The following is a 25,455-nucleotide window of genomic DNA, read 5'->3' as shown; positions in this document are numbered from 1 at the left end:
GAAAGGCTTTTTTATTTCACATAGTACAGAATAAGTACAGAATTTAGCTATTTATCTTCTTCATAATAGTATTTGACTTAATTTGATTTTATTTAGTATGTGAAATAAAATTCAAACTATATTTTTCTGTGAAAATTGAAGAATAGAGAATTAATATTAAAAATACCTTGCAATTTTTCTCATTGGCTTCTATACTTTTTTAACTTTAGTCAAAAATTTAATTCTTTTCATTTGCAATTTCTACAAGACTTATTAAATAACAAAGAGCCAGATAATTGGTGGAAGGAATATAGAGATTTTTGTAAGGACATTAGTAAAGTTGATAGAAGCCTATTTATTGAAGCATTACCAGCTTTATTGAAAAAGCTAGAAAACAACTATGCACATAGAGACCTTAGAGTAGCGCTAGAAATTCAATCAAAAGAGGATAGTTCCTTTGGCAAAGAAATTTATGCAAATATATTGGAGGTTCAGAATCCGTATTTATATGATTCTCTAACAGATATTATCTGTGGTTTGTATAAATCGGACCAAAAGTTTACAATAACTATAATCAAAAGCTTAATTAGCGATGTTGAGTTAAGTCTAAGCAGAATTGGCATACAATCTATAGCCAAGATAGATTTGTTAGATAAAGGAACGCCAAAAGCCTTTATCGGCTGGATTAATAAACGATTAAATGATATTGCGAATAATGAAACACTAGCCGAGTTATGGCCATCAATTTTCTTTACAGTAAGAATTAAAAGAAATGTACTGAAAAATGCTGAAGCTATTATTGATAAACTGTCAAGTATAAAAACTATCAGCATTCAATTAGAACTAATTTACTTTTTAGATCACAATCTAGATTTAGAAAAGGAAATGAAACTATTTGAAAAATATCTTCCGTTACTACTTCATATTGACCTTGAACATGCAGGAGCGTATAATCAATTGGCTTATCGATTGGAAAATGTGGCTAAAACCAATTTAGATTTGGTAGTTGGTTTTATTACAGATTGGGTAGGGATAAGTCCAAAAAATGCTAGAAAAATAGAATATTTCAGCCAATTGCTGAATACACTTTGCGATGATTTTTATTCAGATTTCCAAAAGCTATATACAAATTGGTTAAATAAAGACAATCCAAATTTTCATATTGCCATTTTTGAAATGAATAGTGCTAGATATATGAGAGATTTATCAGGATTGACGGTTTCAGAAGTTCTAATAAAGGACTTTTCAGATTACGATATTGAATATATCACGTACAAAATACTTGCCTATGTTTATGATAAAGACACCTCTTTATCTTTGATATATTCCATACTCGAACAAAAAGTAGACAATAAAGAGGTTGTAATTTTCTTAGCTGATTTATTTATTAACCACTTAATTTTTAATTATTATTCAACTATTGAGTTTTTAAATTTAAAAAAGAAGACTGCCAATAGAAAACTTAAAAAAATAATAAAAGATATTGTTGATGAAGGGGAAGATAAATACAAGGCGTACTCAGATCTAGAAAACCTAAAAGAATTTGCGCCTTCAGAGAGAAGAATGATATATTATAATAAAATACAGAATAGAAAATTTAATAAATCCTATAAAGATAGTGAGTCAGAAAGTTCATCATTTTTAAGTATGATTACGAATATCAATTACAGAACGGGAAAGTCTACATTTTCAAAATACCAAGGCAAATACACCGAAAAGATGACACCAGCACTTATTTCGCATAGTGGCGAAATGCCAAGAGGAGAATTTATAGACCCCATAGGTCAAGCTACAGAACGGTTACTATGGCAAAATTTTAAAAGAAGACAATGAGATTTTTACTGAGTGAATATATTAATCTTTTAAAAGAGGATAAAGAGCTTGATGCATTGTTGACTGATTTGCTAGTTGGAATGAAATTCACAACTATATCAAAGCCAATGAAAGGTCGTCAATTTGGTGTAGATATTTCAGCTGTAGGTATAGATCCAGAAGATGGTATTAAGAAGGTGTTTTTGTTCGCTGTAAAACAAGGTAATCTAACAAGAACCACATGGGATGGAGATGTCAACGCCATACGCTCAACTCTAAACCAAATTAAAGACACGTTTATTCCAACATCACTTACAAATCGTTTAAAAAAACTTCCTAAAAAAATAATAGTTTGTACTAATGGTGTTATAAATCAAAATGTTTTAGTTGATTGGACACAATATATCGACCAGAATACTACAGATGCTGTTGAATATGATTTTTGGGGTACAGGGGAAATAACTGCAATGCTTGACGACTATCTTGTTAGTGAAAAACTATTTCCACAAGAATATCAATCATTATTAAGAAAGTCTTTGGCATTTTTAGATTTACCTGATTATGATTTATCACATTTCTATACGCTGATTCAAAAAATTTTAGACAAACAACCCAAACAAAAAAGACAAATATTAAAAAAGTTAAGACTGGTACGATTATGCCTTAACATTATATATAAATGGTCTCAAGACAATAATAATTTGAAACCTTCAATTTATGCAAGTGAACGATGTTTGTTACTAAGCTGGCACTTTATGCAAGAAGGTAATCATTTGAAGAAAAATTTTGTAAGACAGGAATTTTACAAAACCCATTCTTTAAAAAGAAATATAGGTGTCTATTATTTTAACAAAGTTGCTAAACATTACAAAACAGAGCACAGTATATATAAATACAGCAGAAATAGTCTAGAGTACAGTCTTAATGTTTGGGAAGAAATAGGAATTATAGCAATAATAGGGTTAACGGAAATACAAGAGTTTAGAATCCATTATAGAGAAGGTAATGAAGAGGATGCTCAAACATATTACCAAAGTGCTCTTTCAATTAGCAATGGATTATGTTTGTTTATAAAAAACAATCCACCTTCAAAATATCCAGAATACGATGTGCATAGTATTGAAATAGCTTTAGCACTTAACTTAATGAATTTTACAAGAAACTTTAACCCAGCCAAAAAATGGATTTCTGAAATGACTTTAGGTTTTAATAACAGATATAAAATAAATAAGTTTTTCCCATTGTTTAGAAAAAGTTATGATAAGCTGGTGGATATTCATAATGGAGATGAAGAATGTGAAATTCAGTCTTCAATGATAGTTCTTATATTGGCAGAATACACTTTAGTTTTAAAGGATGAAGACCTATATCAGTTTGTTCGCAAGATCCCTACTGAACTTTTTCCAGATTTGAACTTACAAATATGGTTTCCACTTGAAGAAATGGAAAATAAAATATGTGTTCAGGATTATAGTCGTGGCGAAGGAACACTAAAACATTCTGTAACACTATACGAGAATGTAGAAGAGTACAAAAAAGAAATGGTATCAGAAATGGAACTCTTCGGACCAGAAAAGGACTTTAAAATTTTTAAACATAGTTTCGATATTGTTGCTCACGTTGCAAGTAGGCACTACAAAAGCCAACCTTTTCCTTTAACGTGGCGAGTTTTAATGAAACAAGAAGTCTCAACAAAAGAATAGAATAATGTCAAATCCAATAAAGCAACATTATATACCACGTTCATATTTAAAGAACTTTTCAGTTGAAGGAAGAAAAAGAAATTATTTTGTCGATGTTTATAAAATGGACAATGGTATGCTTTTAGAGCAAATAAGCACAAAAGATATTTGTTTTGAAAAAAACATTTATACAATTCCTGCTGAATCAGATGAAGTAAAATACGCCTTAGAAAAACATTATGCTGAAAATGTTGATAGCGAGTTTCCAAAAATATATAAATTACTTGTTGATGAAAAGGTATTGACAGTTAGTCAAGAGCAAAAAATTCAAATACTATATGTATGTCTATCATTATATTTTCGTACACCAAGAATTTTAAATCTTCAAAAAGGTATGAATAAACAAATCTTTGATAGGGCAGCTCATACAGCAAATGAACATGGTTTGATAAAAATGAATTTATTTGGAGAGAAAATGGAATTTCATATTGATGAAATAGAGGAGGTTAAAAAACAGTACGATGAACGTTCAAGAACTGCCTTTTTAGTTAACCATCTTGAACAATGGGGAAACTTTGTTAAATACAAATACGATTGTACAATAAATGTAATTAAAATAGAAGATTCAAATGCGCCAATAATTACTTGCGATAATCCAGTTTCAATTAGGTATTTTGAAACTAATAAATTTCAAGGTTTATATGATCCCAAAGCAGTTATTACTTTACCCTTGGATCGTTCACATTATTTAGAGATTCATCCTAATGATTACGCAGATGGACAAACGAGAATTAATAGACTTACTCAAGACAGAGACTATGTATTTACAACAAATGGAGTTACACAACAGAATGCTGAAAACTTATTAGTAGCATACAAAGGAGATATTGATAAACATTTTGATATTCAAAACCATTATGAAAACCCAGAAAATGGAGAAGAGTTTTTGAAAAAAGCTAAATACAGGGCAGAGCAAGCCCTCGTTTTATTTGATGTTTTAAAGAAAAAAGGGTTTGTTTCAAAAGAGTTTATAGGTAAACTTAAAGAACTTTTAGAACATCCATATTGTAAAGACGATATCCAAATGTTGAAGTACAAAAAGGTGCTATCAAAAATGGGTAAGTGGTAAATTGGTTATTTGTTTTTTGCAGTTTTATATCTAAACTTCTGTTAAACAAAATTTAGGAGTTGTTAAAATTTTATACCTTTGTACTCAATATGAAACAAGTATTCCATAAAGCAATGTCTTTGGCAATGGCTTTTGTAGTGTTACTCTCTACAATGTCATTTACGCTCAGTATGCATTATTGTGGAGATACTTTGGTAGAAACTGCTATGTTCCATAAAGCTGAAGGATGCGGAATGGAAATGGATAATTCTTCAACTGAAGGTTGTTCTATTACAAAAAAGAATTGTTGTAATGATGAACAATTGGTAGTTGATGGTCAAGACGAACTACAATTACAAGTTGACAAAATTTCTTTTGAACAACAAGTATTCATCGCTTCATTTGTTTATACTTATATTAACCTTTTTGAAGGTTTAGATAACAATGTATCTTCTTTTGAAGAATACAAACCGCCACTCGTCATAAGGCAACTCTACAAAATTGACGAGACGTATTTAATTTGATTTTTAAACAATAGACTGATTTATCCTATGACTTTATGTCATAAGGATAATTTGCTGTATTCGGTGTTTTTCTAACGCCAATGTCTAACTGTTTAATAATCAAAGCCAATGCTAAATAAAAGCATCAAATTTTTAATAGAAAATAAACTCGTAGCAGTTCTGTTACTCGTCCTTTTTGTAGGATGGGGAACTGTAAACGCACCTTTTAATTGGGATACAGGATTTTTGCCAAGCAACCCTGTAGCGGTTGACGCCATTCCAGATATTGGAGAAAACCAACAAATTGTATTCACAAAGTGGGATGGTCGTTCGCCACAAGATATAGAAGACCAAATCACTTATCCATTAACGACTTCTTTACTCGGTATTCCAGGAGTAAAAACCATTCGTAGTTCTTCTATGTTTGGGTTTTCAAGTATCTATATCATTTTTGAAGAAGATATAGAATTCTATTGGAGTCGCAGTCGTATTCTAGAAAAACTCAATTCATTACCAAGTGGATTATTACCAGAAGGTGTTAATCCTGCATTGGGACCAGATGCCACAGGTTTGGGACAAATATTTTGGTACACTCTTGAAGGTAGAGATGAAAATGGAAATGTTACTGGTGGTTGGGATTTACACGAACTGCGTAGCATTCAAGATTACTATGTGAAATATGCTTTATCTACTGCAAGCGGTGTTTCTGAAGTCGCTTCCATTGGTGGTTATGTACAGGAGTATCAGGTGGATGTCAATCCAGAGCTGATGCGTCAATATAACATTAGTTTAAACCAGATTGTAAAAGCGGTTAAAAGTAGTAATCAAGATATTGGTGCGCAGACTATAGAAATTAATCAAGCTGAATATTTAGTACGTGGTTTGGGTTATGTGAAATCTGTTGAAGATATTGAAAATGCTGTAGTTACTTCAGAGGATTTTACTTCAATTAAGATTAAAGACATTGGTAAAGTATCATTAGGTCCAGCAACACGAAGAGGTTTATTGGATAAAGAAGGTGCGGAAGTCGTTGGTGGTGTTGTAGTGGCACGATATGGTGCAAATCCAATGGAAGTCATTAATAATGTAAAGGCGCAAATTGAGGAGCTGAAAGGCGGATTACCTTCAAAGGTATTGGCAGATGGACGAACATCTCAATTAACAGTTGTTCCTTTCTATGATCGTACCGAGCTTATTGAAGAAACATTAGACACGCTTAATGAAGCGTTGACACTAGAAATATTAATTACCATTTTGGTTATTATTGTTATGGTTTTCAATTTAAGAGCTTCTATTTTAATTTCTGGATTGTTGCCTGTCGCCGTATTAATGGTATTTGTTACCATGAAACTGTTTAACGTAGATGCCAATATTGTAGCACTTTCTGGTATTGCTATTGCAATTGGAACTATGGTAGATGTAGGCGTCATTCTCGCAGAAAATATGATTCGCCATCTCGATGATGACAAATTACGATTACGAGAAGATGGTACAGAGTTAACTACGAATGAAGTAGTTTATAATGCGACTGCCGAAGTTTCTGGAGCGATTTTAACTGCGGTATTAACTACAATTATCAGCTTCGTTCCTGTATTTACAATGATTGGTGCAGAAGGAAAATTGTTTAGACCATTAGCATTTACCAAAACGATGGCGTTATCAGCATCTTTGGTTATTGCCTTATTTCTAATCCCACCATTAGCAGCTTATTTATTCAGAAAAACATCATTTAAAAAGTCATTTAAATACATCATAAATGGTGCTTTAATAATTGCTGGAATAGCAATTATGGTTACTGGATATTGGTTAGGGATTATTTTAATTGCTTTTGGTATTACTAGTTTACTTGGAGTCTTGGGTAAACTAAATAAGAAAAACAGCAATCTTGTAAATATTATTATTTCGTGTACTGCCATTATTTTTTTACTTGCCGAATATTGGAGACCACTAGGCTTTGACAGAAGTATTTTAGTCAATCTTATTTTTGTAGCTATTATTTGCTTCGGAATTTTAGGAATATTTTCAATTTTCAGAAAGTATTATGGTCAAATTTTAAATTGGGCTTTAGCAAACAAGTTATTGTTTTTAATTATTCCGGCAACTGTGCTTGTTTCTGGAGGATGGATTATGAACAATACAGGAAAAGAATTTATGCCATCTCTAAACGAAGGTTCTTTTCTATTAATGCCAACCTCATTACCACACTCAGGTGTTGAGGAAAATAAACGTGTGCTTCAGCAATTGGATATGGCTGTAGCCACTATTCCAGAAATTGAAACCGTAGTAGGAAAGTCTGGTAGAACAGAATCTGCATTAGATCCTGCGCCTTTATCTATGTACGAAAACATGATTCAGTATAAGTCTGAATACATGCGTAACTCAAAAGGAAAAAGACAACGTTACAAAGTAAACGATGATGGTGCTTTTGAATTGAAAGATGGAACATTTATCGCCAATCCTAATAATTCCGAAAATGTTGTTTTTACAAAAGTTATACATGCTCAACTTATCGAAGATAATGATGGCGAATTCTATCGTAATTGGCGACCAGAAATTAATAGTCCTGATGATATTTGGAATGAAATAGTTAGAGTTACCAAATTACCAGGAGTTACTTCTGCACCAAAATTACAACCGATAGAAACCAGATTGGTAATGCTTCAAACAGGAATGCGTGCACCGATGGGAATAAAAGTAAAAGGACAAGATTTAAAACAAATTGAAGCGTTTGGATTGCAGTTAGAAACCATTCTTAAACAAGCAGAAGGTGTAAAAGAGCAAGCTGTTTTTGCAGATAGAATTGTAGGGAAACCTTATTTACTTATTGATATTGATAGAGAAAAAATAGCACGTTATGGTGTATCTATAGAAGATGTACAAAGTGTGCTGAAAGTAGCAATTGGCGGTATGGCTATTACTCAAACTGTAGAAGGAAGAGAACGCTATGCTGTTAGAGTGCGATACCCTAGAGAGCTACGAGGTAATCCTGAAGATATAAAAGGCATCTATATTCCTGTTGAAAAAGGAAGTCCTATTCCATTAAGTGAATTAGCGACGATTCGGTATGAGCAAGGTCCACAAGTCATAAAAAGTGAAGATACCTTTTTAGTTGGCTATGTGTTGTTTGATAAATTAGATGGGTTTGCAGAAGTTGATGTTGTTGAAAATGCGCAAGCTTTATTTCAACAGAAAATAGATTCAGGAGAATTAACTGTTCCAAAGGGCATCAGCTATAAATTTACAGGCACTTATGAAAATCAGTTACGAGCAGAAAAAACGCTTTCTGTTGTCGTTCCATTAGCACTTGCTATTATTTTCTTGATTCTATATTTCCAATTCAAATCTGTTACTACGTCACTCATGGTTTTTACAGGAATAACAGTTGCTTTTGCGGGTGGTTTTATAATGATATGGCTTTACGGTCAAGATTGGTTTTTCAATTTTAGTTTGTTTGGAGAGAATATGCGAGACCTTTTCAATATGAAAACTATCAATTTAAGTGTTGCGGTTTGGGTAGGTTTTATAGCATTATTTGGTATTGCTACAGATGATGGTGTCGTTATGGCAACATACCTCACGCAAACTTTTGAGCGTGAAAAACCTTCTGATAAAAAGAGCATTAGAGCTTCCGCTTTACAAGCAGCCGAAAAACGTATTCGTCCGTGTTTGATGACTACTGTAACTACCATTTTAGCGCTGTTACCAGTATTGACATCCACAGGAAAAGGAAGTGATATTATGATACCTATGGCAATTCCAATATTTGGCGGAATGGTTATAGATATTACCTCTTATTTTATTGTACCGGTATTATATAGCTGGAGAGAAGAGTTTAAATTGAAAAGAGCAAACAAATGAAAAGAATAATTTATACACTCATAGGTTTATTAGCTTTTAGTGTTTCTAATGCACAAGAATTAGAAACGCTTATTAATGAAGCATTAAATAACAATCCTGAAATTCAAAAGTTTGAATTACAGTATAGTATTGCTTCCGAAAAAGTGAATGAAGTAAATACATTACCTAATACCGAATTTGGTGTGGGTTACTTCGTAAGCGAACCAGAAACCCGAACAGGAGCGCAACGCTTCAAAGTATCAGCAAAACAAATGTTGCCTTGGTTTGGGAACATAACCGCAAGAGAAAACTATGTGAGTGCTTTGGCAGATGCTAAATATGAAGACATTGTTATTGCCAAAAGAAAACTGATGGCTTCGGTATCGCAATCCTATTATAATCTTTACGCTAATAAAGCAAAACAAGAAGTTTTAAGTGAGAATATTAAACTACTTAAAACCTATGAAACATTGGCTTTAACATCGGTTGAAGTTGGCAAAGCTTCAGCTGTAGATGTATTACGATTGCAAATACGTCAAAATGAAATGCAGCAATTGTTAGATGTTTTGGTTCAACAATTTTTAGCAGAACAAACTACTTTTAATAAGCTTTTAAATCGTAATAAGGATGTACAAGTTTCTGTTATTAATGAGTTAATAATTCCTTCAGAAGATTTTGAAATCAATTCTGGGAATTTATCTCTACATCCTGAATTACTAAAATTCGATAAACTCTATCAGTCGGTAGAGCAATCTGAATTATTGAATCAAAAAGAAAGTAGTCCAATGATTGGTTTCGGTTTAGATTATATCAATGTTGATGAACGTCCTAACATGGATTTTAGTGACAATGGAAAAGATATAATTATGCCAATGGTATCAGTATCAATTCCCATATTTAATAATAAGTACAAATCCCAAACCAAACAAAATGAGTTGCAACAGCAAGAGATTTTGGCACAAAAACAAGAGCGCACAAATGCATTAGAAATACTATTGGATAAAGCAGTAAACGATAAGATTTCAGCAAGAATAAGTTATGCAACCCAAACGAAGAACTTAAAGCAAGCTAAAGATGCTGAAGAGATTCTTATTAAAAATTACGAAACAGGAACGATTGATTTTAATGACGTTTTGGACATACAAGAATTGCAATTGAAGTTTCAAATGAATCAAATTGAGTCTGTTAAAACTTACTATGTGCAAACCACAATTATTAATTATTTAACACAGCAATAATGAAACATACATATCACATACACGGAATGACTTGCAACGGTTGTCGCAGTCACGTAGAAGAAAAACTTTCAAAAGTGGAAGGTGTTTCAAAGGCTTCAGTTGATTTAGAAAGAGCAGAAGCAACAATCGAAATGGAATCTCATATTCCCATAGAAAGACTTCAAGAAGCTTTAGAGAAGGATAGCGGAAATTATAGTATTCATAAATTAGGAGAACACCACCATAACAAAGTAGAAAAGGAAAAACAGCCACCAAAAGCAGGAACAGGTACTTTTTATTGTCCTATGCATTGCGAAGGCGATAAAAACTATGATAAACCAGGCGATTGTCCTGTCTGCGGAATGGATTTAGTTGAAGAACAAAATTTGTCCACATCTTCATCAGAACAATGGACGTGCCCCATGCATCCAGAAATAATTAAAGATGAAGCAGGTTCTTGTCCTAAATGCGGAATGGATTTAGTACCAATGGAAGCAGATAGTTCAGCAGAAGAGAAAACCTATAAAAAATTATTAAAGAAGTTTAAGATTGCTGTAGTGTTCACATTGCCAATATTCTTAATCGTAATGAGTGAAATGTTTTCCAACAATCCATTATACGATATAATGGAACAAAAATATTGGAATTGGATTCAGTTTGTCCTATCAATTCCAGTTGTGTTTTATGCGACGTGGATGTTTTTTGAGCGTGCCTATAAAAGCATAAAAACATGGAATCTTAATATGTTTACACTCATAGGAATAGGTGCAGGCATCGCTTGGTTATTTAGTGTTTTTGGTATGTTTTTTCCAGATATTTTTCCAAGTCAGTTTAAAACAGAATCTGGAGCAGTACATGTCTATTTTGAAGCAGCAACCGTCATTCTAACATTGGTGCTTTTAGGTCAACTTTTAGAAGCTCGTGCGCATAGTAAAACCAATTCAGCAGTAAAAGAATTATTAAAGTTAGCACCCAATAAAGCTATAAAAATAGTAGATGGCGAAGATGTTGAAGTAACCATCGATGCTATTGAATTAAATGATATTCTAAAAGTAAAACCAGGCGATAAGATTCCTGTGGATGGCTCGATAACAGAAGGAGATACAACCATTGACGAATCTATGATTACAGGAGAGCCAATTCCTGTTAATAAAACAGTAAATGATAAAGTAAGTAGCGGAACAATAAACGGCAACCAATCTTTTTTAATGCAAGCTGAAAAAGTGGGGAGCGATACACTACTCTCTCAAATCATCCACATGGTTAATAATGCCAGTAGAAGTCGTGCGCCAATTCAAAATTTAGCCGATAAAGTATCAGGTTATTTTGTGCCTGTTGTGGTCATTATCTCATTACTAACTTTTGCGGTTTGGGCAATTTGGGGACCAGAACCCGTTTATGTGTTTGCGTTTGTGAATGCTATTGCTGTTTTGATAATAGCTTGTCCTTGTGCATTGGGATTGGCAACACCTATGTCAGTAATGGTTGGTGTTGGTAAAGGTGCTCAAAATGGTGTATTGATTAAAAATGCTGAAGCACTTGAAAAAATGGATAAGGTAAATACACTTATAGTTGATAAAACAGGAACAATTACAGAAGGAAAACCAACAGTAGAAACAGTAGGTGTTTTTAGTGATACTCTAAAAGAAAAAGAGCTACTACAATATATCGTTTCATTAAATACGAATAGTGAACACCCATTAGCAGAAGCTACTGTTAAATATGGAAAGGAACATAACGCTGAAATAATAAAATCTGAAAACTTTAGTGCTATCACAGGAAAAGGTGTTGAAGCTATAATAAACGATAAAAAAGTAGCATTAGGAAATCCTAAAATGATGGAATATGCCAAAGCAGACATTACTTCTAAAATGAAAGACGAAGCTAAATCTTACCAAAAACAAGGTAAGACAGTTTCTTATTTGTCGATAGATAAAACCGTTGTTGGCTATGTAGTTATTGGAGATAAAATAAAAGAAACAAGTGCCAAAGCAATTAAAACACTACAAGATAAAGGCATTGATGTTGTAATGCTTACAGGCGATAATCACGATACAGCACAGGCAGTAGCTTCTGAATTAAATCTTGCAGATTTTAAAGCCAGTATGCTACCAGAAGATAAACTCAAAGAAGTAGAGAAACTGCAAGAAAAAGGCAAAGTAGTTGCTATGGCAGGTGATGGTATTAATGATGCACCAGCATTGGCAAAAAGTGACGTCGGCATTGCAATGGGTACAGGAACATCTGTAGCTATCGAAAGTGCAATGATAACCTTGGTAAAAGGTGATTTACACGGTATTGTAAAGGCTAAAAATTTAAGTCATTCTGTAATGAGAAACATAAAGCAAAATTTATTTTTTGCTCTTATCTACAACACGTTAGGAGTACCTATTGCAGCGGGCGTATTATTCCCGTTTTTTGGCATTTTATTGTCGCCAATGATAGCAGCTTTAGCAATGAGTTTTAGCTCTGTTTCAGTAATAGTAAATGCATTACGATTAAGAAATATTAAAATATAATAAAATGAAAAAATATATAATTTACTTCGGAATATTGATAGTTGGATTGTTATTGGGATGGTTGATTTTTGGTGGCTCATCAAAAAAAGAGACAGAGCATAATCACGATGCGGTTGCAGAAACCAATCAAATGTGGACGTGTTCTATGCATCCACAGATTATGCAACCAGAACCAGGGGATTGTCCTATTTGTGGTATGGATTTAATACCTGCCGAAAGTAGTGCAGATGGTTTAATGGCAGACCAATTCAAGCTAACAGAAAACGCAATGGCTTTGGCAAATATTCAAACGTCAATTGTAGGCAATGGTAAAACAGAAGATAGTACAGTTAAATTATCTGGAAAAATTGTAGAGAATGAAGAAGCGAATGCCGTTCAAGTCAGTTATTTTTCAGGAAGAATAGAACGTCTAAATGTGAGTTTTACAGGCGAGGAAGTTAGAAAAGGGCAGTTATTGGCAACTATCTATTCGCCTGAATTATATGCAGCACAACAAGAACTTATTACAGCAGCTTCATTAAAAGAATCACAACCTGCATTATACAAAGCTGTGCGCAACAAATTAAAATTGTGGAAGCTCTCAGAAAATCAAATTAATCAAATTGAAACTTCTGGTAAGGTTAAAGAAAATTTTCCGGTATATGCAACGGTTTCAGGTACGGTTTCTGAGAAATTAGTCGAACAGGGCGATTATATCAAACAAGGTCAACCTTTACTTAAAATAGCTAATCTAAACACGGTTTGGGCAAATTTTGATGTGTATGAAAATCAAATCGATTTATTTAAAAAAGGACAAGAGATTTCAGTCACTACCAATACTTATGCTAATAAAGAATTTAAAGCTAAAGTAGATTTTATTGACCCTGTTTTAGATACAAGAACAAGAACTGTGAAATTAAGAGCGGTACTTAATAATAAACAGAACGTTTTTAAGCCAGGAATGTTTGTTGAAGGGAAAATTAAAGGAGTGACTTCAAGTAAAGAACAAGCATTAACCATTCCATCCACAGCCGTTTTATGGACTGGAGAACGTTCAGTTGTTTATATAAAAACAGACCCTGCTCAACCTGTTTTTGAAATGCGAAAAATTACATTAGGGAATCAAATTGGCGACAATTATGAAGTGTTAGATGGTTTGAAAATTGACGATGAGATAGTAACAAATGGAACATTTACCGTTGATGCAGCAGCGCAATTACAAGGCAAAAAATCAATGATGAATAAAGAAGGTGGTAAAGTTATGACTGGTCATGAAGGACATCTTGGAATGGAAAATAATCCTTCAGCAAATAACGCGAATCATTCTAATATGAATGAGAGGGTAAAAGTGTCCAAGGGTTTTCAGAATCAATTGAAAGTCGTTTTTAATGATTATATCAAATTAAAAGATGCTTTACTTAAAGATGAATCTAATAATGTAATAACTGAATCGAAAAGACTACTGGGTAATTTATCTAAAGTTGATATGAAGCTATTAAAAGATAAAGAGGCTCATGGTCATTGGATGTCATTAGAAAAAGAAATAAAAGCATCTGCCACATCAATTTCAAATGCATCAAATATTGAATCACAACGAAATCATTTTAAGCATCTTTCATCACATTTAATTAGCACGATTCAGACATTTGGTATCAATGAAAAAGTCTTTGTTGAGTTTTGTCCGATGGTAGACGATAATATTGGTGCGTACTGGTTGAGCAGGGAAGAAAAAGTAATCAATCCATATTTTGGTGGTGCAATGCTAACCTGTGGAGAAGTAAAACAAGTCATAGAATAATAAAAATCAAATAATAACAATTAAATTTTTTAACAATGAAAAAAGTAATTTTAAGTGTAGCTGTAATTATGGCTATAGGTTTAACGAGTTGCAAAAACGAAACCAAGCAAGAAACAACAGAAACAAAAACGGAAGTATCTAAAGACATGGCTATGGTAGACATATCTTTTGGTGTTAGAGGTAATTGCGGAATGTGTAAAAAAACTATCGAAAAAGCTGCTAACAAAGTTGAAGGTGTTGCTAATGCAACATGGGATGTCGATAAAAAGAAAATAGATGTGTCTTTTGATGATGCTAAAACAGATGCAATGGCAATTCACAAAGCAATAGCAGCATCAGGTTACGATACAGAAAAAGTTTCAGGAGATGAAGATGCTTACAGTAACCTACCAGAATGTTGTCAATACGACCACGAAATGATGATGAATCAATAAGGAGATAAAGGAAGAGGATCATTCAGACCATGACCATTAATAATAAATTTAGAAGAGCCTTGTTATTTAAGGCTCTTCTATTATAAAAAAATCATACTAACGTTATTTGCAATACCATTGCATTAAATAATTTATATCTTTGCTACGATGAAATTTTTAGCTTTTATATTATCAATTTATATTTTCGCGCTTAATTTAGCACCCTGCGAAGATAATGTTACGCTTGATAATGAGGTTCAAACAGAAATTTCACAAGGAATGGACAATGACCATCAACATCAAGATTCAGATTTATGTTCGCCTTTTTGTATTTGTCAATGCTGCCATGTAAGTGCTGTGCATTTTGATATACCGGATTTAAAATTAGAATTATCTTTTATTTCCACAAAAGATGTTTTATACCTAAGCGGTTCAGAAAAAGACTTCACGAATTCCGTTTTACAACCACCACAAGTGTAATGAGCACCTGCTTCGCAGGTGTATTATAAATCTATGCTACCATCGATACTCTTTGGTAACTATTCTTTATTTATAAATTCATTATAACTATAATTCTATGATTAATAAAATCATTGATTTTTCAATCAATAACAAATTCATTATTGGTTTGCTAACGCTTACCATTGTTGGAGCTGGTATTTGGAGTATGACTCAAGTACCTATAGATGCGGTACCAGATATTACCAACAACCAAGTACAAGTCATTACGCAAGCACCAAATTTAGGAACAGAGGATATTGAGCAAATCATAACCTATCCAGTAGAGGTAGCAATGAGCAATCTACCTAATGTCCAAGAAATTCGTTCAATTTCTCGTTTTGGCTTATCAGTTGTTACCATTGTTTTTGACGATGATATGGGAACGTATCTGCCACGTCAATTAGTCGCTGAAAAACTCAACGACATCAAAGAACAAATTCCCGAGGGATTTGGAGAACCTTCAATGGGTCCTATTTCATCTGGTCTAGGAGAAATATATCAATACACACTTAAAGTCAAACCAGAATACAAAGAGAAATATTCAGTTACTGATTTGCGCACCATGCAAGATTGGATTGTACAACGTCAAATGGCAATGGTAGAAGGTGTTGTTGAAGTTAATGCTATTGGCGGAAAAATTAAGCAATATGAAGTCGCTGTTGATCCAAATGAGTTGCGAGCAATCGGATTAACAATTACCGATATCTTTGAAGCGTTGGAAAACAATAATCAAAATACAGGTGGTGCATATATTGAAAAAAATCATCAAGCTAATTTTATTCGTGGCGAAGGCTTAGTGCGTAGTTTGGATGATATTAAAAAAATCACAGTAAAAAACACCAATAATATTCCTATAACTATTGGCGACATTGCCAAAGTACAATTTGGGTCTGCTATTCGTTATGGCGCATTAACACAAGATGGAGAAGGAGAAGTTGTAGGTGGTTTGGTAATGATGCTTAAAGGCGCAAACTCAAACGATGTTATCGAGAATGTAAAAGAACGCATGGCTCTAATAGAAAAGTCATTACCAGAAGGTGTGATTATTGAACCTTTATTAGACCGAAGTAAGTTAATAGCAGAAACTACATCAACTGTAGCAACAAACCTTATTGAAGGTGCATTAATAGTAATATTTGTACTCATCTTTTTATTAGGAAATTGGAGAGGTGGTTTAATAGTGGCATCCACTATTCCGTTATCGTTGTTGTTTGCATTTATCCTTATGAATGTGTTTGATGTTTGGGCTAATTTAATGAGCTTAGGAGCAATAGATTTCGGTATTATTGTCGATGGTGCAGTAATTATAGTAGAAAGTACCGTTTTTCTTATTGCATCACAAGTGCTAAAAAAGAAGAAACTTACTGCAAAAGAAAGAGATAAAGTGGCTTCTAATGCTTCAAAAAAAATGATGAATGCAGCCTTTTTTGGTCAGCTAATTATTCTAATTGTCTTTCTGCCTATTTTGGCATTAGAAGGGATTGAAGGAAAAATGTTCAAACCGATGGCATTGACTTTCATTTTTGCAATGATTGGTGCAATGGTACTTTGTTTGACGTATGTGCCAATGATGTCTGCCTTGGTTTTAAGAGCACCAAAGTCAGACAAAGAATCTTATGGCGATAAATTTGTGCATTGGGTAGAAGAAAAATACCAACCTTTATTAGTTAAAGCGATACAAAAAGGAAAATGGATTATAGGCATTGCAGTCGTGCTATTCGGACTAACAGTTTTTATGTTTAGTCGAATGGGAGGCGAATTCATCCCACAACTCGATGAAGGAGATATTGCATTTCACGCCATTTTAAAACCTGGAAGCTCGCTTACAGAAACGATTGAAACGACCACAAAAATTGAACAAATTGTAAAAGCAAAGTTTCCAGAAGTCGAAAAAATTGTAAGTCGAATTGGTGTTGCAGAAATCCCAACAGACCCAATGCCAATGGATTTAGCCGATGTTTTTGTGATTTTAAAACCAAAAAGCGAATGGACAACAGCCACTACAAAAGATGAATTAATAGAGAAGATGAAAGAAGCGGTAGAAATGGTTCCAGGTGTTAACTATGAATTTACACAACCTATCGAAATGCGTTTTAATGAATTGCTGGAAGGTGTTAGAGAAGACATTGCCATAAAACTTTATGGAGAAGATATAAATGTCCTGTCTCAAAAAGCAGAAGAAATATCCAAAATCATTGCAGGAACTGAAGGTATTGGAGATATGAAAGCCGAAGCCACAACAGGGTTGCCACAAATGACTATTACTTACAATAGAAATAAATTAGCCCAATACGGACTGCAAATAAACACCTTAAATCAAATTGTGCAATCGGCTTTTGCAGGTGGTACAGCAGGAATTATTTTTGAAGGCGAAAAACGATTCGATTTAGTAGTAAGATTAAATTCCCAAAATCGAAAGGATATTTCAGATGTTCAAAATTTGTACATCAACTTACCGTCTGGTACTCAAATTCCACTTCGGGAAGTTGCAGATATAAGCTACAAAGCCGGTCCAATGCAAATAAGTAGGGATAATACAAACAGAAGAACCTATGTTGGTATTAATGTAAGGGGACGTGATGTAAAATCATTGGTAACAGAAATAAAATCCAAGTTAGATGCTAAACTAGAGTTGCCATCAGGTTATTTTATTCGTTATGGTGGTGCTTTTGAAAATTTAGAACGTGCTAGTAATAGACTGCAAACAGTTGTACCAATTGCGTTATTGCTCATTTTTGTACTTATTTATTTTGCTTTAAAATCATTGCCACAAACCTTAATGATTTATATCGCAATTCCTATGGCAACCATTGGTGGTGTCGTAGCGTTGTGGTTACGAGATATGCCATTTAGTATTTCGGCAGGAGTCGGTTTTATCGTTTTATTTGGTGTTGCGGTTTTAAATGGATTAGTAATGATTAGTGATTTGAATGAGTTGAAAGATGAAGGTGTTACCAATCTTAAAGATAGAATTATAGAGGGAACAAAACGAAGAATTAGACCAATTATGCTAACCGCTTTTACAGATGTTTTAGGCTTTTTACCTATGGCAATTTCGGCATCAGCTGGTGCAGAAGTACAACGGCCTTTAGCAACGGTTGTAATTGGTGGTTTATTAACATCTACACTATTAACATTGTTCGTTTTACCTATATTATATCATTGGGTAGAAAACAAATCATTCAAGTTTAGAGCAGACAAAAAAGTGATTACAGTTACTGCTATGGTAGCTTTTATGTTTTTGTTACCAATAACAGGAAACGCCCAAGAAGTTAACGATACGTTGCCAATCATTTCGATGAATGAAGCGGTTAAATTATCAAAAGAAAATTTTCCACTTTTAAAACAAAAGCAATTAGAAATCAGCAAACAAGAGCAGTTAAAAAGTACAGCTTATGATTTTGGAACGACTCAAATTTTTACTGGAGGCGAGGAAATTAATAACAGAAATGGTATTTATACAACTATAGGAATTGGTCAAAGCAACATTGATGTGTTTGGTATTTCTGCAAAAAAACGATTGCAAGAACAACGCATTCAACTAGCTCAAAAAGCGTTTCAACTTTCAGAATTAGATTTAGAATTGGAAGTGAAAAAAGCCTGGGCAAATGCCTTGCAGAGTAAAAGGAATTATAATTTATACAGAGAGTTAGATTCAATTTATACCAATTTTGAAAAAGCAGTAGCATTAAATTATGAAGTAGAAGCGATTTCAAGGTTAGAATATTCAGCAGCTAAAAATCAAGCTTTACAGATTCAAAATAAATTTATGCAATCAAAAAGTGAATATAGTATTGCATTACAACAGTTAAACCTATGGTTGGTTTCTGATACATTCTATACCGTTCCCAATGATTTTGAAATCACTAGTGAAATTGATGTTGATACTTTTAACTTAGAAGAACATCCCTTATATGGTATAGCACAATTACAGGTAACAGAAGCAGAAGCCACATATAAAGCTGCCAAAGCAGATAATTTACCCAAGTTAAATTTTCAAGGTGGTTTACAAAACTTAAATGGTAATTCAGGGTTTTATACCTATCAAGCAGGTGTTTCCATTCCTTTTTTGTCTGGTACAAATAAAGCAAAGGTTAAAACCGCAAAAATCGATAAGGAAATTGCTGATACGAACATTCAGTTCAAAAAACAAGAAGTACAATCCAAGTTTGTACAATCAAAAGAGAATTATCAAAAATGGAAAACGTCTTGGTTTTTCTATAAAAATGAGGTGTTACCACTTGTGAAAGAACAAAAATTGGGGGCTTTATTTGCCTATAAAGAAGGAGAGATAGATTATACAGGGTTTACACAACTCATAAAAGAAGCTATTCAATCTGAATTACAAGCTCAAGAAGCATTAATAAATTATTTAGAAAGCACATTTCAACTACAATATTTTAATAAATAAGAAAATGAAAAACACACGATATATAATCTTAACATTACTAACAGTTTCACTTTTAGTAGTTGCCTGTGGAAATAAAGAAAGCCATAAAGAAGGCGATGGTCATGCACACAATGAAGATGTAAAGCCAGAAGCCGAAGAAGCTCATAGTGATGAAGAAGAAGTGATGCTATCACAACAACAGTTTGATGCCTTAAAAATGAAAACAGACACCCTAGCATTGCGTAATATGAGCGGTTATGTAGAAGCCAATGGCACATTAGAAGTACCACCACAAAACGAAGCAGCAATAACTTCTGTAGTTGGTGCAAATGTGGTATCAATAAAAGTTATTGAAGGCGATAAAGTTAATAAAGGTCAAGTGGTTGCATATTTATCTCATCCTAATATTATAAAAATGCAGACCGATTATTTAAATGCTTTTAGCAACAGTAATTTTTTAAAGAAGAACTATGAACGTCAGCAAAAATTATATGATGCAGGAGTTGGCTCTGGTGCAAGTTTTCAAAAAGCCGAAGCAGAATATGATGCCTCTAAAGCTATGGTAAATGGATTGGAAGCTCAATTGAGACTATTAAACATAAACACGTCATCAGTACGAAATGGAACCATTGCTCAAAGTATATCATTACGTAGTCCAATAGAAGGCTTTGTCCAAAAAGTTGAAGTAAAAACAGGACAATATGTAGAACCGCAAACCGAACTTTTTGAAATCGTAAACACGCATCACGTTCATGCAGATTTAATGGTGTTCGAAAAAGACGTTTATAAAGTAAAGAAAGGTCAAAAAGTGATTTTCAATTTACAATCTAATACAGACGAAGATCTTACAGCAGAAATCTATTCGGTAAGCAAAACTTTTGAAGATAATCCTAAAGCACTACACGTCCATGCTGAAATTGAAAACAAAAAAGGGAATCTAATTCCAGGAATGTATATTAAAGGTAAAATTCAAGTTGAGAACGCAGAAACTCATGCATTGCCAGAAAGCGCAATTATAAAAGAAGGCGATAGATTTTATGTCTTTTCAGTAGAAAAAGAAAATGACGATTGGAGTTTTAAGCCAGTTGAAGTGCTTTTAGGAGAAAAAGATGGTAATTGGATAGCGGTTAAATTTGCTGAAGAACAAGATAAAGCCACAAAATTCGCTTATAATAATGCGTATTATTTAATTGCTGAAATGAAAAAAGGAGAAGCAGAACACGAACATTAATTATGCAAACCATAGAACAATTATTAGAGTCAAAAAATATACGTGTTACGGCAATGCGTTTATTAATTTATAAATTTCTTGCTGAGAAACAAGTAGCAGTAACATTAAGTGATATCGAAAATGCTTTTGATAAAGCAGATAGAACTACATTGTATAGAACAGTAAAAACATTTGAAGAAAGTACGATTGTACATCAAATAGATGATGGCACAGGCATTACTAAATATGCGCTTTGTGAAAAAGGCTGTAACTGTGATATTGAAACCGATTTACACTTACATTTTCATTGTAATAACTGCAACGAAACGGTTTGTCTTACCGAGCATAAAATTCCACAAATAAAAGTGCCAAATGGCTTTATTTCCGAAGACATAAACTTGGTTGTAAAAGGTGTTTGTGATAAATGTAGTGGATTATAAATGCACTTCCGTTGCATTGTATTTTAACTCATCTTTGTTTTAATTAAGTACAATAATGATGAAAAGTAAATTAATAGGGACGAGTTTAATTTCAGCAATCGCAGCTTCATTGTGTTGTATAACACCTTTTTTAGCAATGATTGCAGGTACAAGCGGGATTGCTTCAATGTTTTCTTGGATAGAACCTTTTAGACCTTATCTAATAGGGTTAACAATTTTAATTCTTGGTTTTGCTTGGTATCAAAAACTAAGACCTCAAAAGAAAATTGACTGCGAATGTGATACTGAAGAAAACTCGAAATTTATACAGTCAAAAGCGTTTTTAGGAATAGTAACTGTTTTTGCAATTGTGATGTTGGCTTTTCCATTTTATTCAAAATTTTTTTACTCAAATACAGAGAAGCAAATAGTCGTAGTTGACAAATCGGACATTAAAACAACTAAATTTCAAATTAGCGGAATGACTTGTACGAGTTGTGAAGAGCATGTAAATCACGAAGTAAATAAACTTAATGGAATTCTAAGCTCAAAAGCGTCCTACGAAAATGGAAATGCAGTTGTTGAGTTCGACAGAACTAAAACCAATGAAACTGAAGTTGAAATTGCAATTAACGCAACAGGTTATAAAGTAATTAACAAAAAACAGAATTAATGGAAGTCATATTAAAATCAGAAATTACTTGTCCAAATTGCAAACATAAAAAGGTTGAAGAGATGCCAACAAACGCTTGTCAGTTTTTCTACGAATGCGAGAAATGTAAAACGGTTTTGAAACCGAATGAAGGAGATTGTTGTGTGTATTGTTCTTTTGGAACGGTTCCATGTCCGCCAATTCAAAAAGGAAAAAACTGCTGCTGCTAACAAAATAATTTCAATAAGTAAGGAAACCAAATGAAAAAAAAGAAAGTCAATTTACGAGATATAAAACCAAATTCTGAAATAGATCACAATCAAAACGATGGTCACAATCATAGTAGTTCAGAGAACATAGGGAAGTTTAATATTTATTTGCCGGCAATTTTCAGTTTTGTAATGTTAATGATTGGTATTGCAATCGACTATTTCGATATGTTCCCATATTTTAAAGGATGGATTCGCATACTTTGGTATGTTATGGCATATATTCCCGTAGGTTTTCCTGTTATAAAGGAAGGGTGGAAAAGCATTAAAAAAGGAGATGTTTTTACAGAGTTTTTCTTAATGTCTATAGCAACCATAGGTGCATTCGTGATTGGCGAATACCCTGAAGGAGTAGCAGTAATGTTATTCTATGCGGTTGGAGAATTATTTCAGAGTGCAGCAGTAAATAAAGCAAAGGGTAATATTAAAGCTTTGCTCGATGTTCGTCCTAATGAAGCTTTGGTATATCGCAATAATGATTACATTTCTGTAAGCCCAGAAACGGTTGAAATTGGAGAAAAAGTTCAAGTCCGTGTTGGAGAAAAAATCCCTTTAGATGGTATTCTGCTTTCCGAAAAAGGCTCATTTAATACAGCGGCATTGACAGGCGAAAGCAAACCTGATACGATTGCAAAAGGCGAAAAAGTATTTGCAGGAAGTATTAATATGGATGGAGTTATTGAAATAGAAACCACCAAAGAATTTAAGGATAGTTCCATTGCACGTATCCTCGATATGGTGCAGAATGCAACAGCTCGTAAATCGAAAACAGAATTATTCATTAGACAATTTGCTCGAATTTATACGCCAATAGTTGTGTTTCTAGCTATTGCAGTTACATTTTTACCATACTTTTTTGTAGATGATTATGTGTTTAGAGATTGGTTATACAGAGCCTTAATTTTCTTGGTAATTTCTTGTCCTTGTGCTTTGGTTATATCCATTCCGTTGGGTTATTTCGGGGGATTGGGAGCAGCTTCAAAAAACGGAATTTTGTTTAAAGGCGCTTCATTTTTAGATGCCATGACCAAGATAAATACATTGGTAATGGATAAGACAGGGACGGTTACGAAAGGCGTCTTTAAAATTAAAAAGATTGAAGCTATCAATTGGGATGAGAAAGAGTTTATGAAATACCTGATGGCGATGGAAGAACAATCCACACATCCAATCGCAAAAGCCATTTTAGAATATAAAGATGAAGGTACAGATTATGAAGCTTCAGAAGTATCTGAAATAGCAGGTAAAGGCCTAAAAGGTATCGTAAACGGTAAGACTGTTTTAGTTGGTAACAAAGCCCTAATGACAGCCAATAATATTAATGTTTTAGAAGAAACAGAAACTATTGTAGAATCGATTGTTTTGGTATCTATAGACAATACATTTGCAGGCTATGTGGTTATTGCAGATGAATTAAAAGAGGATGCAAAAGAAACGATTACAGCATTACATAAAGTAGGTGTCAAAAATATAATGATGCTCTCTGGCGATAAGGATTCCATTACTCAAAAAGTAGCTTCCGAGTTAAATATCGAAATCGCTAAAGGCGGTTTGTTACCAGAAGATAAGCTAAATGAAGTTGAAATTTTAAAACAAAACCCTAATAATAAGATTGCTTTTATAGGCGATGGCATTAATGATGCACCAGTTTTAGCAGCAAGTGATGTAGGAATTGCAATGGGTGGATTGGGAAGTGATGTCGCAATAGAAACCGCAGATGTTATTATTCAAACAGACCAACCTTCAAAAGTAGTTAGGGCTATTAAAATTAGTCGTTCCACTCGCAAAATTGTATGGCAAAATATCATATTAGCATTCGGTGTAAAAGTAATTGTTCTAATATTAGGTGCAGGTGGTTTAGCAACTATGTGGGAAGCGGTTTTTGCAGATGTTGGTGTTGCATTGTTAGCAATATTGAATGCTGTTAGATTACAGCGCATGAAATGGGTTGATTAAAGCTTATTGAAGCGTATTTTTGTAAACTAAAAACCCTCACAATTGTGAGGGTTTTTAGTTTTTAAATTATACCTGATTTTTATTTTATTAATCTATATTTAGTAACAAGAGCGTTATTAAAAAAAAGAGTTATTCATACAATATGTGAAGCAAGTTAAACTCGTAAAATACACCCATCAAAAGACTACGGCATAAAGCCATTGCAATATCCAACGCTTATTTATTCCGTTTCCTTTTGAGCTGTGATTTCAGCTTCCGTTTGGTTCTAGCTTAAATATTGTTTAATCTAAAATCAAATATTATGTATTTAAGTAATTTACAACAAGATGAGATTTTTGTTTCTTCAGAAATGAAATCCTTAAAAAGCCTCACGCAGATGGAATCTCGTAGAGGACTTGAAAATGCCATTATCTCAAATGGTAAAATCGTTAATGTGGTATCAAACAGTTATGGCCATATTCCCAATCAATTATTCTTCAAAAAAGCGGAACAGATGCTTTTGGATGCTGGACTAAACTATCACAAACGAAGCGTTAATAGAAATGATAGGTCTTTCATAATAGATTTTATCATTGAAGATAGCAATCAGTTTAAATTGAAAAACAAGGAAGATTTAATACTACCCATGCTACGATTTAAAAATTCTTATGATGGTAGTGAGAAGACTTCCGGACATTTTGGTTTTTACAGAAAAGTATGCTCAAATGGACTGCACGTTTCGCAAGCAGAAATTGAGTTTTCCATAAAGCATAGCAAAAATAATACAGAATTGATTATGCCAAGAATGAATGGCTTATTCGATAAGTTCCTGAACAATGAGTTTTATACCATCGTCAAGAAATTTGAAAAGATGAAAGACTTTAAAATCATCGACACAAAAGAATTTGTAAAAGCAATTTTGGATAAAACTAAGCTGTTCAAATATGAATGTAGTGATAAAAACGAAGAGCCTTCAAAGAAATCCCGTGAAGTTATTGAAACCTTGAACTACGAAGCACTACTGCTAAACGAGGAACCGAATTTATGGTTAGGCTACAATGCCTTCAATTCCATGTTACACAATACATTGAAGAAGACATTTTCACAACAAGAAAAGTGGGATAAAAAACTATTCAATGAAATATATGAAATGGTTTAATATCCAATAATTAAAGGTTGCTCTAGTACCTTAAAACTAGAGCATTTTTTAGATTCATACTTTATTTCTGTTA

At 33.2% G+C, this 25,455-nt stretch carries 17 protein-coding genes; all 17 read left to right on the top strand.

Annotated elements, in window-relative coordinates:
• The first annotated feature begins 231 nt into the window (after nucleotides 1–231).
• The 17 genes from A8C32_RS18635 (at nucleotide 232) to A8C32_RS18560 (ending at nucleotide 25,382) form a co-directional block, all read left to right on the top strand.
• The gene (locus A8C32_RS18635) at nucleotides 232–1,812 is read left to right on the top strand and encodes a hypothetical protein (protein WP_069831890.1); all 1,581 of its coding nucleotides are present in this window, start codon (nucleotides 232–234) and stop codon (nucleotides 1,810–1,812) included.
• Nucleotides 1,809–3,494, top strand: coding sequence for a hypothetical protein (locus A8C32_RS18630; RefSeq protein ID WP_069831889.1), 1,686 nt, complete (start codon nucleotides 1,809–1,811; stop codon nucleotides 3,492–3,494). The genes A8C32_RS18635 and A8C32_RS18630 overlap by 4 nt, the downstream gene beginning before the upstream one ends.
• A gap of 4 nt (nucleotides 3,495–3,498) precedes the next feature.
• Nucleotides 3,499–4,602: a DUF4238 domain-containing protein gene (locus A8C32_RS18625; RefSeq protein ID WP_069831888.1), complete on the top strand. Its 1,104-nt coding sequence runs from the start codon at nucleotides 3,499–3,501 to the stop codon at nucleotides 4,600–4,602.
• A gap of 89 nt (nucleotides 4,603–4,691) precedes the next feature.
• On the top strand, nucleotides 4,692–5,105 hold the full coding sequence (locus A8C32_RS18620) for an HYC_CC_PP family protein (protein WP_069831887.1): 414 nt from the start codon (nucleotides 4,692–4,694) through the stop codon (nucleotides 5,103–5,105).
• 108 nt (nucleotides 5,106–5,213) lie between these two features.
• Complete coding sequence (locus A8C32_RS18615; RefSeq protein ID WP_069831886.1) at nucleotides 5,214–8,942, top strand: efflux RND transporter permease subunit; 3,729 nt, start codon at nucleotides 5,214–5,216, stop codon at nucleotides 8,940–8,942.
• On the top strand, nucleotides 8,939–10,159 hold the full coding sequence (locus A8C32_RS18610; RefSeq protein ID WP_069831885.1) for a TolC family protein: 1,221 nt from the start codon (nucleotides 8,939–8,941) through the stop codon (nucleotides 10,157–10,159). Before A8C32_RS18615 ends, A8C32_RS18610 begins: the two co-directional genes overlap by 4 nt.
• Nucleotides 10,159–12,657, top strand: a complete 2,499-nt coding sequence (locus A8C32_RS18605; protein WP_069831884.1) for a heavy metal translocating P-type ATPase — start codon at nucleotides 10,159–10,161, stop codon at nucleotides 12,655–12,657. Before A8C32_RS18610 ends, A8C32_RS18605 begins: the two co-directional genes overlap by 1 nt.
• A gap of 4 nt (nucleotides 12,658–12,661) precedes the next feature.
• Nucleotides 12,662–14,434 carry an efflux RND transporter periplasmic adaptor subunit gene (locus A8C32_RS18600; RefSeq protein ID WP_069831883.1) on the top strand — a complete coding sequence of 591 codons (1,773 nt, stop codon included), beginning with the start codon at nucleotides 12,662–12,664 and terminating at the stop codon, nucleotides 14,432–14,434.
• A 35-nt stretch (nucleotides 14,435–14,469) separates the two neighbouring features.
• Nucleotides 14,470–14,868, top strand: a complete 399-nt coding sequence (locus tag A8C32_RS18595; RefSeq protein WP_069831882.1) for a heavy-metal-associated domain-containing protein — start codon at nucleotides 14,470–14,472, stop codon at nucleotides 14,866–14,868.
• A gap of 147 nt (nucleotides 14,869–15,015) precedes the next feature.
• Nucleotides 15,016–15,327, top strand: coding sequence for a DUF6660 family protein (locus tag A8C32_RS18590; RefSeq protein ID WP_069831881.1), 312 nt, complete (start codon nucleotides 15,016–15,018; stop codon nucleotides 15,325–15,327).
• Between the two features lie 97 nt (nucleotides 15,328–15,424).
• Nucleotides 15,425–19,759, top strand: coding sequence for a CusA/CzcA family heavy metal efflux RND transporter (locus A8C32_RS18585; RefSeq protein WP_069831880.1), 4,335 nt, complete (start codon nucleotides 15,425–15,427; stop codon nucleotides 19,757–19,759).
• Nucleotides 19,760–19,763: 4 nt separating this feature from the next.
• Nucleotides 19,764–20,969: an efflux RND transporter periplasmic adaptor subunit gene (locus A8C32_RS18580; RefSeq protein ID WP_069831879.1), complete on the top strand. Its 1,206-nt coding sequence runs from the start codon at nucleotides 19,764–19,766 to the stop codon at nucleotides 20,967–20,969.
• A gap of 2 nt (nucleotides 20,970–20,971) precedes the next feature.
• Nucleotides 20,972–21,388, top strand: coding sequence for a Fur family transcriptional regulator (locus tag A8C32_RS18575; RefSeq protein ID WP_069831878.1), 417 nt, complete (start codon nucleotides 20,972–20,974; stop codon nucleotides 21,386–21,388).
• Nucleotides 21,389–21,446: 58 nt separating this feature from the next.
• A complete protein-coding gene (merTP, locus tag A8C32_RS18570) occupies nucleotides 21,447–22,040 on the top strand; it encodes a mercuric transport protein MerTP (RefSeq protein ID WP_069832103.1) in 594 nt (197 codons plus the stop codon).
• Nucleotides 22,040–22,249, top strand: a complete 210-nt coding sequence (locus A8C32_RS21220) for a GDCCVxC domain-containing (seleno)protein (protein WP_083253427.1) — start codon at nucleotides 22,040–22,042, stop codon at nucleotides 22,247–22,249. The genes merTP and A8C32_RS21220 overlap by 1 nt, the downstream gene beginning before the upstream one ends.
• A 30-nt stretch (nucleotides 22,250–22,279) precedes the next feature.
• On the top strand, nucleotides 22,280–24,244 hold the full coding sequence (locus A8C32_RS18565) for a heavy metal translocating P-type ATPase (RefSeq protein ID WP_069831877.1): 1,965 nt from the start codon (nucleotides 22,280–22,282) through the stop codon (nucleotides 24,242–24,244).
• A 301-nt stretch (nucleotides 24,245–24,545) separates the two neighbouring features.
• Nucleotides 24,546–25,382, top strand: coding sequence for a DUF932 domain-containing protein (locus tag A8C32_RS18560; RefSeq protein WP_069831876.1), 837 nt, complete (start codon nucleotides 24,546–24,548; stop codon nucleotides 25,380–25,382).
• The last annotated feature ends 73 nt before the right edge of the window (nucleotides 25,383–25,455 follow it).

Origin of the sequence: Flavivirga aquatica, assembly GCF_001747085.1 — a bacterium.
Taxonomy (GTDB): Bacteria; Bacteroidota; Bacteroidia; order Flavobacteriales; family Flavobacteriaceae; genus Algibacter_C; species Algibacter_C aquatica.
Note: the sequence above shows the minus strand (reverse complement) of the source record. Positions and strands in the feature narration are given on the sequence as shown.

Coding starts and splice junctions, on each gene's coding strand:
- A8C32_RS18580 (WP_069831879.1), top strand. CDS start 19,764: ATGAAAAACACACGATATATAATCTTAACATTACTAACAGTTTCACTT.
- A8C32_RS18630 (WP_069831889.1), top strand. CDS start 1,809: ATGAGATTTTTACTGAGTGAATATATTAATCTTTTAAAAGAGGATAAA.
- A8C32_RS18560 (WP_069831876.1), top strand. CDS start 24,546: ATGTATTTAAGTAATTTACAACAAGATGAGATTTTTGTTTCTTCAGAA.
- A8C32_RS18605 (WP_069831884.1), top strand. CDS start 10,159: ATGAAACATACATATCACATACACGGAATGACTTGCAACGGTTGTCGC.
- A8C32_RS18585 (WP_069831880.1), top strand. CDS start 15,425: ATGATTAATAAAATCATTGATTTTTCAATCAATAACAAATTCATTATT.
- A8C32_RS18595 (WP_069831882.1), top strand. CDS start 14,470: ATGAAAAAAGTAATTTTAAGTGTAGCTGTAATTATGGCTATAGGTTTA.
- A8C32_RS18590 (WP_069831881.1), top strand. CDS start 15,016: ATGAAATTTTTAGCTTTTATATTATCAATTTATATTTTCGCGCTTAAT.
- A8C32_RS18600 (WP_069831883.1), top strand. CDS start 12,662: ATGAAAAAATATATAATTTACTTCGGAATATTGATAGTTGGATTGTTA.
- merTP (WP_069832103.1), top strand. CDS start 21,447: ATGAAAAGTAAATTAATAGGGACGAGTTTAATTTCAGCAATCGCAGCT.
- A8C32_RS18620 (WP_069831887.1), top strand. CDS start 4,692: ATGAAACAAGTATTCCATAAAGCAATGTCTTTGGCAATGGCTTTTGTA.
- A8C32_RS18625 (WP_069831888.1), top strand. CDS start 3,499: ATGTCAAATCCAATAAAGCAACATTATATACCACGTTCATATTTAAAG.
- A8C32_RS18575 (WP_069831878.1), top strand. CDS start 20,972: ATGCAAACCATAGAACAATTATTAGAGTCAAAAAATATACGTGTTACG.
- A8C32_RS18565 (WP_069831877.1), top strand. CDS start 22,280: ATGAAAAAAAAGAAAGTCAATTTACGAGATATAAAACCAAATTCTGAA.
- A8C32_RS21220 (WP_083253427.1), top strand. CDS start 22,040: ATGGAAGTCATATTAAAATCAGAAATTACTTGTCCAAATTGCAAACAT.
- A8C32_RS18615 (WP_069831886.1), top strand. CDS start 5,214: ATGCTAAATAAAAGCATCAAATTTTTAATAGAAAATAAACTCGTAGCA.
- A8C32_RS18610 (WP_069831885.1), top strand. CDS start 8,939: ATGAAAAGAATAATTTATACACTCATAGGTTTATTAGCTTTTAGTGTT.